This window comes from Parathalassolituus penaei (genome assembly GCF_026626885.1).
In the GTDB taxonomy this organism is placed as follows: domain Bacteria; phylum Pseudomonadota; class Gammaproteobacteria; order Pseudomonadales; family Oceanobacteraceae; genus Oceanobacter; species Oceanobacter penaei.
The window spans coordinates 225000-237186 of record NZ_JAPNOA010000029.1 but is presented as its reverse complement, the minus strand read 5'-3'; the positions used below and the strand labels follow the sequence as shown (position 1 = coordinate 237186).

General features: G+C 53.5%; 11 protein-coding genes. 6 read left to right on the top strand and 5 right to left on the bottom strand.

Annotated features, from left to right (window positions below; translation table 11 throughout):
* The first annotated feature begins 26 nt into the window (after positions 1-26).
* The 6 genes from ftsZ to mutT all read left to right on the top strand — a co-directional run bounded on the left by ftsZ (position 27) and on the right by mutT (position 7851).
* Complete coding sequence (gene ftsZ, locus OUO13_RS12460; RefSeq protein WP_283174300.1) at positions 27-1199, top strand: cell division protein FtsZ; 1173 nt, start codon at positions 27-29, stop codon at positions 1197-1199.
* 89 nt (positions 1200-1288) lie between these two features.
* Positions 1289-2197 (top strand): UDP-3-O-acyl-N-acetylglucosamine deacetylase, encoded by a 909-nt coding sequence (gene lpxC / locus OUO13_RS12455; RefSeq protein ID WP_283174214.1) that lies wholly within the window; start codon positions 1289-1291, stop codon positions 2195-2197.
* A gap of 243 nt (positions 2198-2440) precedes the next feature.
* Positions 2441-3370 (top strand): M23 family metallopeptidase, encoded by a 930-nt coding sequence (locus tag OUO13_RS12450; RefSeq protein ID WP_283174213.1) that lies wholly within the window; start codon positions 2441-2443, stop codon positions 3368-3370.
* Positions 3371-3471: 101 nt separating this feature from the next.
* Positions 3472-6204 (top strand): preprotein translocase subunit SecA, encoded by a 2733-nt coding sequence (gene secA, locus OUO13_RS12445; protein ID WP_283174212.1) that lies wholly within the window; start codon positions 3472-3474, stop codon positions 6202-6204.
* Positions 6205-6218: 14 nt separating this feature from the next.
* Complete coding sequence (gene argJ, locus OUO13_RS12440) at positions 6219-7436, top strand: bifunctional glutamate N-acetyltransferase/amino-acid acetyltransferase ArgJ (RefSeq protein WP_283174211.1); 1218 nt, start codon at positions 6219-6221, stop codon at positions 7434-7436.
* Between the two features lies 1 nt (position 7437).
* Positions 7438-7851 carry an 8-oxo-dGTP diphosphatase MutT gene (gene mutT, locus OUO13_RS12435; RefSeq protein WP_283174210.1) on the top strand — a complete coding sequence of 138 codons (414 nt, stop codon included), beginning with the start codon at positions 7438-7440 and terminating at the stop codon, positions 7849-7851.
* Positions 7852-7956: 105 nt separating this feature from the next.
* Here mutT and OUO13_RS12430 read toward each other — a convergent pair whose 3' ends face one another.
* From OUO13_RS12430 to OUO13_RS12410, 5 genes are read right to left on the bottom strand one after another with little or no spacing between them, the layout of a single operon-like run.
* The gene (locus tag OUO13_RS12430) at positions 7957-8301 is read right to left on the bottom strand and encodes a DUF6164 family protein (protein WP_283174209.1); all 345 of its coding nucleotides are present in this window, start codon (positions 8299-8301) and stop codon (positions 7957-7959) included.
* Positions 8301-9812 (bottom strand): apolipoprotein N-acyltransferase, encoded by a 1512-nt coding sequence (gene lnt / locus OUO13_RS12425; RefSeq protein WP_283174208.1) that lies wholly within the window; start codon positions 9810-9812, stop codon positions 8301-8303. The genes OUO13_RS12430 and lnt overlap by 1 nt, the downstream gene beginning before the upstream one ends.
* A gap of 10 nt (positions 9813-9822) precedes the next feature.
* Positions 9823-10671, bottom strand: coding sequence for a CorC family transporter (locus OUO13_RS12420; protein ID WP_283174207.1), 849 nt, complete (start codon positions 10669-10671; stop codon positions 9823-9825).
* Positions 10668-11141 carry an rRNA maturation RNase YbeY gene (gene ybeY, locus OUO13_RS12415; RefSeq protein ID WP_283174206.1) on the bottom strand — a complete coding sequence of 158 codons (474 nt, stop codon included), beginning with the start codon at positions 11139-11141 and terminating at the stop codon, positions 10668-10670. Before ybeY ends, OUO13_RS12420 begins: the two co-directional genes overlap by 4 nt.
* Entirely contained in the window at positions 11138-12169 is a 1032-nt protein-coding gene (locus OUO13_RS12410; protein ID WP_283174299.1) for a PhoH family protein, read from the bottom strand. The genes ybeY and OUO13_RS12410 overlap by 4 nt, the downstream gene beginning before the upstream one ends.
* Positions 12170-12187 lie beyond the last annotated feature (18 nt).

Below are 12187 nucleotides of genomic sequence, written 5' to 3'. Positions count from 1 at the left end.
TCATGGCGAATCAGAAAGAAGGCGATATGTTCGAGCTGGCAGATGATCTGTTGGAAAATGCCGTTATCAAGGTAATCGGCGTTGGTGGCGGTGGCGGTAATGCTGTTCAACACATGGTTGAAAGCAATATCGACGGTGTAGAGTTTATTTGTGCCAATACCGATGCCCAGGCGTTGCGTAATGTTGGTGCGCGTTCAGTTATCCAGCTGGGTGGTGGACTGACCAAGGGGCTTGGTGCTGGTGCCAATCCGGATATTGGTCGTCAGGCTGCTATGGAAGACCGTGAACGTATTGCAGAAGCACTGAAAGGTGCAGATATGGTGTTTATCACTGCCGGTATGGGCGGTGGTACTGGCACTGGTGCTGCTCCTGTTGTAGCTGAAATTGCGCGCGAGATGGGAATCCTGACGGTTGCCGTGGTAACTCGCCCTTTCTCGTTCGAAGGCAAGAAGCGTATGGCGATGGCTGAAATCGGCCTGAAGCAACTCAGTGAGCATGTAGATTCCCTGATTACGATCCCCAACGAGAAGCTGCTTTCTGTTCTAGGCAAAACTACCACTCTGATGGATGCCTTCAAGGCTGCCAACGATGTGTTGTTTGGCGCGGTAAAAGGCATTGCTGACCTGATCACTCAGCGTGGCATGATCAACGTGGACTTTGCTGACGTACGTACCGTAATGTCTGAAATGGGTCAGGCAATGATGGGTACCGGTTCTGCCAGTGGCGAAAACCGTGCTCGCAAAGCCGCTGAAGCAGCGATTGGCAGCCCGCTGCTGGAAGACGTGAACCTGAAAGGTGCTCGCGGTATTCTGGTTAACGTAACTGCCGGTTTTGACCTGTCACTGGGCGAGTTCTCTGAAGTGGGCGACATCGTCAGCAGCTATGCCGCTGAAGACGCTACCGTGGTTGTGGGTACTGTTATTGATCCGGAAATGTCTGCTGAACTGCGTGTAACCGTAGTGGCAACTGGTCTGGGTGCTGCTCCTGCTGCTGTTCAGGCTCCGGTAATGGAACCAAAGGCTCGCAAGGTAGTCGATAACACTCCGGTTCAACCAGATGGCACCACTGATTATCGTAACCTGGAACGCCCGACAGTCAGTCGTCAGGGCGCGGCCAAAGTGGCTCGTCCACAGCCACAGGTGAACAAGGACATGGACTATCTGGATATTCCAGCATTCCTGCGTCGCCAGGCAGATTGATATCTGTTGTGGCGTCGCCGGGTAATGTTGTTATAATCGGTATTCAGACGATTGTATGAAAAATGTTCAGTAAAGGCAGGATTGTCGACATGATCCCTCAACGCACGCTCAAGAACACTATCCGCGCCTCAGGTGTGGGTCTGCATTCAGGCGAGAAAGTTTATCTCACCCTGAAGCCTGCGCCGGTGAACACAGGGATTGTGTTTCGTCGTACCGACCTTAATCCCCCGGTAGACATTCCAGCCAGCGCACTGAACGTTGGTGAAACCACCATGGCCACTACTCTTGTGAATGGTGATGCCAAGGTAGATACCGTAGAACACCTGTTGTCAGCCATGGCAGGTCTGGGTATCGACAACGCAGTTGTAGAATTGAGTGCCCAGGAAGTGCCTATCATGGACGGCAGTTCCGGTCCATTTGTGTTCCTGATCCAGTCCGCTGGTGTTCTGGAACAGGATGCACCGAAGCGCTTTATTCGCGTGAAACGCAAGATCGAAGTTCACGACAAGGAAAAATACGCCGCCTTTATCCCATATAACGGCTTCAAGGTATCCTTCGAAATCGACTTTGATCACCCTGTGTTCAAGCAGAGTGTCCAGAAAGCCAGCCTGGATTTTTCATCGGCTTCCTACGTCAAGGAAGTGAGTCGTGCTCGTACCTTCGGTTTTACCAAGGACCTCGAGTACATGCGCTCCAAGAATCTGGCACTGGGTGGCAGCGTGAAGAACGCTATCGTTGTAGATGACTATCGCATCCTCAACGAAGATGGTCTGCGTTATGAAGACGAGTTTGTAAAACACAAGATTCTCGATGCGGTGGGTGACCTCTACCTCCTGGGTTACAGCCTGATCGGTGAGTTTGTGGGTTACAAGTCAGGTCACGGTTTGAACAATCGTCTGTTGCGTGAACTGCTTGCTCAGGAAGATGCCTGGGAGTTTGTGGAGTTCACTCAGGAAACTGCACCAATCGCTTACATGCGTCCTGCTGCTGCACACTGATCCGTACGGAATTGTAAAAAAGACCGGGTTCTGGTTACTCCAGACCCGGTTTTTTTGTTTTTGTTGATTCTGACGGTAGAAACGTTAATGCTCCTGTGGCAGATTACTGCCTGTTTCCAAATCGTGTGGATGAACCGATCTGGAATTCATGCAATGGACTTTGGCATCAGGGAAAGATGGCAGCCCTCAAATGGGCAGTTGATTGTAGAAACTTTGGGCTTTTAAGATTTTTCCCGACAGACTATGAATATTATCGTTGTTGGACAGCGCCACGGTGAGTCACGCACTTACCGCCTGACCGGACCAGCCAAAACATTATTGTTTGGGTGTCTGGTTGCTTTGCCCTTCGCGATGGGTTTTGGCGGTTTCTGGTTAAGTGACTGGTTGGCTGACGAAGGTTTTATCCTCGAAAGCACTACTACTGAAGCATGGCAGGCAGATCTCGATTTGCAACGTCAGGAGCTTCAGGAAATTCGTGAAAAAACGGCTGTTGAAATGCAGGCCCTCACGGTCAGGCTGGCTGAACTACAGTCGCGACTCACACGTCTTGATGCACTGGGCGAACGCCTGGTCGACATCACCCGTCTTGAACCTGAAGAATTCGATTTTACCGATGGTCCTGCCATTGGTGGCCCGGTTATGTCTGATGACAGCTATCAGATGCCGGCGATTGGCAGTGTGCTTGATCAACTTGCCGAAAAAATTGGCCAGCGTGAGCAGCAGCTGGAAGTTCTTGATGATCTTATCAGCTCAAGCAAATTCGAACAGGATACCTTTGTATCGGGCATCCCGGTGCGTAAAGGCTTTATTTCGTCCCGTTACGGTGGTCGTTCCGACCCGTTTTCCGGTGCATCTGCCTGGCACGCTGGCGTCGATTTTGCTGGTAAAGCTGGCTCTGACATTATTGCTGTTGCGTCCGGTGTTGTGACCTGGGCGGACGACAAGACGGGTTATGGCAAGCTGGTTGAAATCAATCACGGTAACGGCTTCAAGACCCGTTATGGCCACTGCAAGGAAATCAAGGTCAAGGTAGGTGAAATCGTTCGCAAGGGCGATGTGATTGCACTGCTGGGATCTACCGGGCGTTCTACCGGGCCGCACGTTCACTTCGAGGTTTACCGTAACGGTCGTACGGTTGACCCATCGGCATACATTCATCGCACCCTGCGATAATTCGCCAATCTCCTCAAATTGTCATGATTTTCGGTTACAGCTGCCCGCCCGGGCACTGTTGCCGGTGCCTACCGTATTCGTAAACTGGATTTAAAAACAAAATGATTGGTAACCTTTTCCGGAAGCTGCTCGGCAGCAAGAACAGCCGTGAACTCAAGCGTATGGGCAAACTGGTGGCCCGCATCAACGCGTTGGAAGAGACGATCAAGGCTTTGGGTGATGCTGAACTGCAGGCCAAAACCCCTGAATTCCGCGCTCGTCTGGAGAAAGGTGAGACCCTCGATAACCTGCTGCCTGAAGCGTTTGCTGTTTGTCGTGAAGCCAGCCGCCGTGTGATGAAGATGCGTCACTTCGATGTGCAGATGATTGGTGGTATCACCCTGCACGAAGGCCGTATCGCGGAAATGCGTACTGGTGAAGGTAAAACCCTGGTGGGTACATTGCCGACCTATCTGAACGCTCTGACTGGCAAGTCGGTACATGTGGTAACCGTGAACGACTACCTGGCCCGTCGTGACGCCGAGTGGATGCGTCCGCTGTACCAGTTCCTGGGTCTGAGTGTGGGTATTGTGGTACCTGGCCAGGTGACCCCGGAGAAGCGTGAGCAATACGCCTGCGATATCGTTTACGGTACCAACAACGAATTCGGTTTCGATTACCTGCGTGACAACATGGCCTTCTCCCAGGAGGAGAAAGTACAGCGTGAACTGTATTTCGCCATCGTCGACGAAGTGGACTCCATTCTGATCGACGAAGCCCGTACTCCGCTGATCATTTCCGGCCCAGCCCAGGATCACTCCGAGCTGTACCGCAAGATCAATGAGCTGGCTCCTCGTCTGGAAAAAGGTGAGCGTGGTGAGGACGATCGTCCTATCAGCGGTCACTATGTTGTCGACGAGAAGAGCCGTTCGGTTGAGCTGACCGAAGAAGGTCACGAGTTTGTTGAGCAGATGCTGTTGGATGCGGGTGTGCTGGCCGAAGGTGAAAGCCTGTACGCCACCCAGAACCTGACCCTGCTGCATCACGTTCATTCTGCTCTGCGCGCTCACGCTATTTACCAGCGTAACGTTGACTACATCATCCAGAACGGTCAGATCGTGATCGTAGACGAGCACACCGGCCGTACCATGCCGGGTCGTCGCTGGAGCGAAGGTCTGCACCAGGCCATCGAAGCCAAGGAAAACGTCAAGATTCAGGCTGAAAGCCAGACGCTGGCGTCTACCACCTTCCAGAACTACTTCCGTCTGTATCAGAAACTGGGTGGTATGACCGGTACTGCTGATACTGAAGCGTTCGAATTTAACCAGATTTATGGTCTGGACGTCGTGGTGATTCCAACCAACCGTCCAATCCAGCGTATCGACCATAACGATATTGTGTTCGCGACCCAGAAAGAAAAATACGATGCAGTGATCGAGGAAATTCGTGAAGTTGTTGCCAAGGGCCGTCCGGTTCTGGTGGGTACTGCTTCTATTGAATCTTCTGAGTACGTATCAACACTGCTGCAGAAAGCCAAAATTCCGCACAATGTTCTGAACGCCAAGGAAAATGCTCGCGAAGCCCAGATTATTGCCGAAGCTGGTCGTCCTGGTGCGGTAACCATTGCTACCAACATGGCCGGTCGTGGTACCGACATCATGCTGGGCGGTAACTGGGAAATGGAAGTGGCTCACCTCGAAGAGTCCACTCCGGAGAAAGTTGAAGCCATCAAAGCCGACTGGCAGAAACGCCACGAAGCGGTTTTGGCTGCCGGTGGTCTGCACATTATTGGTACCGAGCGTCATGAATCCCGTCGTATCGACAACCAGCTGCGTGGTCGTGCCGGTCGTCAGGGTGACGTGGGTTCTACCCGTTTCTTCCTGTCTCTGGAAGACAACCTGATGCGTATGTTCATGTCCGAGCGTATGCGCGGCATGATGCAGGCTCTGGGTATGAAAGACGGTGAGTCCATCGAACACAAGATGGTGACCAACGCTGTTGAAAAAGCCCAGCGCAAGGTAGAAGGTCGTAACTTCGACATTCGTAAGCAACTGCTGGAATACGATGACGTGGCCAACGACCAGCGTCGCGTGGTGTACGAGCAACGTAACGATATCATGGCCATGGACGATATTTCGTCTATCGTGACTGCGATTCGTTCTGACGTGGTGAACGAAGCGATCAACGACTACATTCCGCCACAGAGCATTGTTGATCAGTGGGATATTCCTGGTCTGGAAGCGCACCTGAAGTCCGAGTTCGATGTTGAGCTGCCGGTGGGGGAGTGGCTGGCTACCGAGAAAAACCTGCACGAAGAAGTGCTGCGTGAACGTATGGTGGCCGCTGTTCAGTCTGCTTACGACGTGAAAGAAGCGATTGTTGGTGTTGAAACCATGCGCAACTTTGAGAAGCAGGTGATGCTGCAGATCGTCGACAATCTGTGGAAAGAGCACCTGGCGACCATGGATCACCTGCGTCAGGGAATTCACCTGCGTGGTTACGGCCAGAAGAACCCTAAACAGGAATACAAGCGTGAATCCTTTATCCTGTTCCAGCAGCTGCTGACCAACATCAAGCGCGATACCGTTCGTGTTCTGTCCCACGTGAAAGTACGTATGGAAGAAGACGTTCGTGAAATGGAAGAGCGTCGTCGTGCCGAGGCGGAAGCCCAGGCACGTGCCGCGACTTACGAACATGCGTCAGCTTCGGCGATGGCGGAAGAGGAAACTCCGGAGCCAGCCGCTGACGAGCAGGCCCAACCGTTTGTACGTGAAGAGCCAAAGGTTGGCCGTAACGATCCTTGCCCGTGTGGTTCCGGCAAGAAATACAAGCATTGTCATGGCACATTGTCATAAGGCGTAGAGAAAAAATGGCAGTTAATTTCAAGGTTTTTGAAGACTTCAAGGCGGTTGCCGGTGTTCGTCTGGGTATTGCTCAGGCCAAGGTCCGTTACGCCAACCGTGATGACATGGTGGTGATTGAAGTTGCACCGGGTACTACCGTTGCTGGTGTGTTTACCCTTAATGCCTTCTGTGCCGCGCCGGTTCAACTGTGCCGCAAGCACCTGCAGGAAACGGCTCCACGTTACCTGCTGATCAACACCGGTAATGCCAACGCCGGTACTGGCAAGCCTGGTTTTGCCAATGCCGTACGCAGCTGTGAAATGCTGGCGGCTGCCGCTGGTGTTGCCGAGAACGAGATTCTGCCGTTCTCCACCGGTGTTATTGGTGAACCTCTGAACATGGAAGCGTTTGAGCGTGGTATTCCGGAAGCGCTGGCTAACCTCGACGAAAACAACTGGGCTCGTGCTGCTCGTGGCATCATGACCACCGACACCCTGCCTAAAGGTTACAGCAAGATCGTTGAGATTGGCGGCAAGCTGGTGACCATCACTGGTATCTCCAAAGGTGCCGGTATGATCAAACCAAACATGGCCACCATGCTGGGTTACATCGCTACCGATGCGGGCGTGTCTGCCGAGCTGCTGGACAGCTGGTGCAGACAGCTGGCGAATGCGTCTTTCAACCGCATTACCATCGACGGTGATACCTCTACCAACGACTCCTGCATGCTGATGGCAACCGGCAAGTCTGGTCTGACTGTGTCCGATGCCGATAGCGCTGAAGCGGCTGAACTGTTTGCTGAACTGAAACTGGCTTTCCAGGATCTGGCTCAGGCAATCGTTCGTGACGGTGAAGGTGCAACCAAGTTTGTGACCATCGAAGTTATTGAAGCGGCTTCTGAACAGGAAGCGCTGGATGTTGCTTATACCGTGGCTCATTCTCCACTAGTAAAAACAGCCATGTTTGCGTCTGACGCCAACTGGGGTCGTATCCTGGCTGCGGTTGGTCGTGCCGGTGTTCAGAACTTCGATCTGGAAAAGGTACAAACCTGGCTGGACGACGTGCAGATCGTGGAAAATGGCGGTCGTTGTGCTTCCTACACCGAAGCTGCTGGTGCTGAAGTGTTCAAGCGTTCCGAGTTCACCGTGCGTATTGCACTGGGCCGTGGCGACATCGCTGAAACCCTGTGGACCACTGACCTGTCCCACGAATACGTCACCATCAACGCCAACTACCGTTCCTGATATGAAGGAAGTGGCGGTAGCGGTTGGCGTTATCCTCAACGAGGGCCGGCAGATTCTGCTGGCTCGTCGTCCGGATGACAAACACCAGGGCGGCCTTTGGGAGTTTCCCGGTGGCAAGATTGAAGCCGGTGAATCCACTCCGGAAGCACTGGTGCGTGAATTGGCAGAAGAGCTGGGTTTGCAACTGGATACCGGTTGTATGTCGGCGCTGACGGAAGTGCGTTTTCAGTACCCGGATAAAGCGGTGCGGCTGGATGTCTGGTGTGTCGAACTGACTGCCGAGCAGGAAACACAGGCTCATGGTGCAGAAGGTCAGCCGATTGTCTGGGCTGATGCCGAATCACTGGCTGGATATGAATTTCCGGCTGCCAATGAACCAATTGTAACGGCTGTTCGGAAAAAATTGCTGGGGTAAGTCCGGTAGTTCCGACGCCTGTTTTCCACTGGCCAGTTATTTCCTATAACTGGCCCAGCTGGTTTCTGGGGCAATGCCCCGCCCGATGAGTTCCCTTTTGATTGCTCAGTGTGATGCAAAGGCGTTGAGAAACGGCATCAGGCTGATGGTCAGCACTCCCAGTACCGCCAAAACCGTTAATAACAGTTCTAATGGGCGTTCGCGAAGACGTTGTCCAAGACTCGCCGTGGGCTCATGCGGCAGCTGGTCGAGATGTTGCTGACACTCATCAATCACCTCCCGCCCTCGTTCAAAATCGCTCTCAGTTCTGGCCCACAGCGCGGCGAGAGATAACCCCCAGCGTCCTGCACTGGTTTCATAGAAATCGACACCGGCCTGTTCCAGAGCGCTTTTGACGGCGTTGGCTTCAATTTCCGGAACATTTGCCAGGCGGAACAGAATGCGAGCCATCAGTAGAAATCCCCCTGACGACGTTTCTGATCGCGATAATGGGCTGGAATTGCCATGAGAATCAGCAATCCTGAAAGTACCAGCAGCGGCCATACACCCGCGATCATGAATGGTGTTTCACCTTCGCGTAACACGGCAGTGCCACTGAGATTGGCGCGGGTATTCACTGGCAGCTGATCAATAATATGGCCCTTGTTGTCTACCAGGGCGGTGATGCCGGTGTTGGTGGAGCGTAACAGGTAGCGTCCGGTTTCCAGTGCACGCATCTGGGCCAGGCCCAGATGTTGTTTCGGCCCCAGAGAGTCACCAAACCAGGCATCGTTGCTGATGGTTACCAGCATGTCGGCCTGACGAGCCATATCCGCAACCAGCAGCGGGTAAGCGATTTCGTAGCAGATAAACGGTGCAATCAGCACCAGGCGCTCGTCTTTTTCGAGTTGCAGCAGCTTCTGGTCAGCGGGGCCAGCCAGGAAGCCGGACATTTCCAGATCCATAAAGGGCAGGGCGCCACGCAACCAGTGTTCCAGAGGTACGAACTCACCAAACGGCACCAGTTTCTGCTTGTGGTAAAGGCCTGAACCAATACCGGTGGCGGTGATGCTGTTGTGCCATTCTCCTGCCAGTTCATGACCTTCCGGGTATTTATAAGGAATACCGGTAATCACAGTGGCATTGTGGGAGCGGGCAATCGTCGACAACTCTTCCAGATAAGGCTGGAAGCGGTGGTAACTCAGGGTGATGGCGGTTTCTGGCCAAAGAATCAGGTCGTTGCCCCAGAGTTTGCCGGTTTCGCCAAAATACAGGTTGATGGTAGGGCCTACCATGCTGTCATCCCATTTCATGTCCTGGGTGACGTTACCTTGTACGGCCGCCACTTTCAGTTCACCAACCGGGTGGGTCCATTGCTGCGATTGCAGATACCAACCACTTGGCCATAACAGCAGTACCAGCAAATAACGGATACGCCGCTTGTGAGCGAATTCGAGCAGGGAGCTGCAGGTGAGTACCAGGATAAATGATATACCGAAACTGCCAATGACGGGCGCCCAGCCACTTAACCAGCTGTACAGGTGGGCATCTCCTGCGTACAGCCACGGGAAGCCGGTCAGGAACCAGCTGCGTGTCCATTCTGATAGAAACCAGAATACAGGAAGGCTTAACCAGGCATATTGCTGGCCTATCAGCTTTTGCCGCAACGCAAATACCATTGCCGGAACCAGTGCCAGACCCCCAGCAAAAACCATGGCGACCAGCCCCGATAACAGCATGGAGGTATCGCCAAAATCGTGGATGCTGACGTAAACCCAGGATACGCCGACACCAAATAGCCCGAACTGGTAAGCCCAGGTGCGCCAGAAGGCTTGCGGCACCGTATGAACGGAGCGCATGGCGATACAATAAATGGCAATACTGACGAGGCCGACTGGCCACCAGTACAGAGGAGCGGTGGCCAGGGGAAACAGCGCCCCGGCAGTCAGCAGAAGGCTACGGGCAAACCAGGGGCTACGCATGTAATCAGAATCAGTTGGCGAGAGGGCTTACTTCGAGAAGATTGATCTGACGGCTGGTGCCGTTGACCACTTTGAAGCTCCAGTTATCGATATGGATGCATTCATTACATTCCGGCATACGGCCGAAGTGGTGCACCACAATGCCACCGATGGTATCAAAATCATCATCGCTGAAGCGGGCACCAAAATGTTCATTAAAGTCTTCAACCGGTGTCAGGGCTTTTACCATAAACACGTCGTTTTCGACTTTCTTGATGAGGCTGTCTTCCTCATCGTAATCGTGTTCGTCTTCGATCTCACCCACGATCTGTTCCAGAACGTCTTCAATGGTGACCAAACCGGCAACACCACCAAACTCATCGACCACAATGGCCATATGGTTACGGTTGGAGCGGAATTCACGCAGTAGTACGTTGAGGCGTTTGCTTTCCGGAACAAAGGTCGCCGGACGCAGAATTTCCTGCAGGCTGAAGCTGTTCTGGATGCTTTCGTTGGTGTCGAGCAGAAGCAGGGGGAGTAAATCCTTGGCGAGAATAATGCCAAGAACTTCGGTGTTTTCACCGAGAACCGGGAATCGGGAGTGAGCAGATTCGATGATGCGCGGCAGGCATTCCTGCAAGGTTTCGTGGATCTGGATGGAAACCACCTGCGGACGAGGGATCATGATGTCCCGCACCTGCATTTCGGATACCTGAAGGGCTCCCTCCAGAATATTCAGGGTTTCGCTATCGACGATACTGCGCTCGGCAGCTTCCCGCACAATGACCTTGATGTCCTGACGACTTTGTGGGTCGTCAGAGAACAGGTCAGTGAATTTTTCCAGCCAACTTCGAGGTTGGGCCGATCGGTCATCACTCATGAATCATCTTCCAGGTAAGGGTCCTCAAAGCCGAGAGAGGCCATGATCTGGCGTTCAATGCCTTCCATCTCTTCAGCTTCGTCGTCATTTATATGGTCGTAACCCAGCAAATGCAAGCAACCATGAATCACCATATGGGCCCAATGTGACTCGGCGGTCTTGCCTTGTTCGGTCGCCTCGCGGAATACCACCGGCGCGCAGATTACCAGATCACCCAGCAGTGGAATCGGTACTTCCGGCGGTGCTTCGAACGGAAAGGACAACACGTTGGTCGGGTAATCCTTGCCGCGATATTCGGCATTCAGCTCCTGGCTTTCGGCTTCGTCGGTAATACGAATGGTCAGCTCAGGCTCGTCCAGATCGCAACGGCCTTCCAGCGCTGCCAGTACCCAGCGATTCAGCTGCTCTTCATCCGGCAGCCCTGCCATTTCGGTTTCAAGGGCGTTTTGCAGGTCGAGGTAAAGGTTCATTTGGCAGTTTCCTGTTGCGCACGTGCACGTTCTTCGCGACGGGCCTGTTGTTCAGCTTCTACACGAATATCGTGACGATCGTAGGCATCAACAATCCGTTGTACCAGCGGGTGACGTACCACATCCTTGCTGTCGAAGCGGGTGATACCAATCCCTTCAACATTGTCGAGTACTTCAAGGCCATGACGCAGACCGGAAATCACACCACGCGGCAAGTCGACCTGGGTAAGGTCGCCGGTGATGACCGCTTTGGAGCCAAAGCCGATACGGGTCAGAAACATTTTCATCTGTTCCTTGGTGGTGTTCTGGCTTTCGTCGAGGATCACAAACGAGTGGCTGAGGGTACGACCACGCATATACGCCAGCGGCGCAACTTCGATAACGTTGCGTTCCATCAGCTTGCCGACCTGCTCAAAACCGAGCATCTCATAGAGCGCGTCGTACAGTGGGCGCAGGTACGGGTCGATTTTCTGGGTCAGGTCGCCGGGCAGGAAACCGAGTTTTTCACCGGCTTCTACCGCTGGACGCACCAGCAGGATGCGACGCACTTCATCACGGGTCAGTGCCTGAACGGCCGCTGCCACGGCGAGGAAGGTCTTACCGGTACCCGCTGGGCCAATACCGAAGTTGATGTCGTATTTGTACACCCGTTCGAGGTATTCGCGCTGGTGTTTGCCACGAGCCTTGACGTGTGCACGTGGGGTACGAATCACCAGTTCCTGCTGTTCCATTTCTGGCGTCAGCTCGGTGTTGCCACTTTCGAGTTCTTCGATATCGTCCTCTGACAGCAACAGATGGATCAGCTCCGGGGTGATCGGTGTACCGTTGGCTGTTTCCCGATACAGGCGTTGCAGCATATGCGCGGCACGCTCGGCCGGACGCAGTTCCGGACCTTCGATCTGGAACTGGGCACCACGGTTGAAAATCACCAGCTTGTAATGATCAGCAATCTGATGGATGTGGGCATCAAGGTTGCCACACAGGTTGGCCAGGCGTGGGGCATCATCTGGCTCCATGGTGAAGCGCATGATGTGGCCATCGGCCAG

Excerpts from the sequence above, each read along its gene's own strand:
- OUO13_RS12420 (WP_283174207.1), bottom strand. The coding sequence starts at position 10,671 with ATGAGTGATGACCGATCGGCCCAACCTCGAAGTTGGCTGGAAAAATTC.
- mutT (WP_283174210.1), top strand. The coding sequence starts at position 7,438 with ATGAAGGAAGTGGCGGTAGCGGTTGGCGTTATCCTCAACGAGGGCCGG.
- ftsZ (WP_283174300.1), top strand. The coding sequence starts at position 27 with ATGTTCGAGCTGGCAGATGATCTGTTGGAAAATGCCGTTATCAAGGTA.
- OUO13_RS12430 (WP_283174209.1), bottom strand. The coding sequence starts at position 8,301 with ATGGCTCGCATTCTGTTCCGCCTGGCAAATGTTCCGGAAATTGAAGCC.
- ybeY (WP_283174206.1), bottom strand. The coding sequence starts at position 11,141 with ATGAACCTTTACCTCGACCTGCAAAACGCCCTTGAAACCGAAATGGCA.
- lpxC (WP_283174214.1), top strand. The coding sequence starts at position 1,289 with ATGATCCCTCAACGCACGCTCAAGAACACTATCCGCGCCTCAGGTGTG.
- secA (WP_283174212.1), top strand. The coding sequence starts at position 3,472 with ATGATTGGTAACCTTTTCCGGAAGCTGCTCGGCAGCAAGAACAGCCGT.
- argJ (WP_283174211.1), top strand. The coding sequence starts at position 6,219 with ATGGCAGTTAATTTCAAGGTTTTTGAAGACTTCAAGGCGGTTGCCGGT.
- OUO13_RS12410 (WP_283174299.1), bottom strand. The coding sequence starts at position 12,169 with ATGCGCTTCACCATGGAGCCAGATGATGCCCCACGCCTGGCCAACCTG.
- OUO13_RS12450 (WP_283174213.1), top strand. The coding sequence starts at position 2,441 with ATGAATATTATCGTTGTTGGACAGCGCCACGGTGAGTCACGCACTTAC.
- lnt (WP_283174208.1), bottom strand. The coding sequence starts at position 9,812 with ATGCGTAGCCCCTGGTTTGCCCGTAGCCTTCTGCTGACTGCCGGGGCG.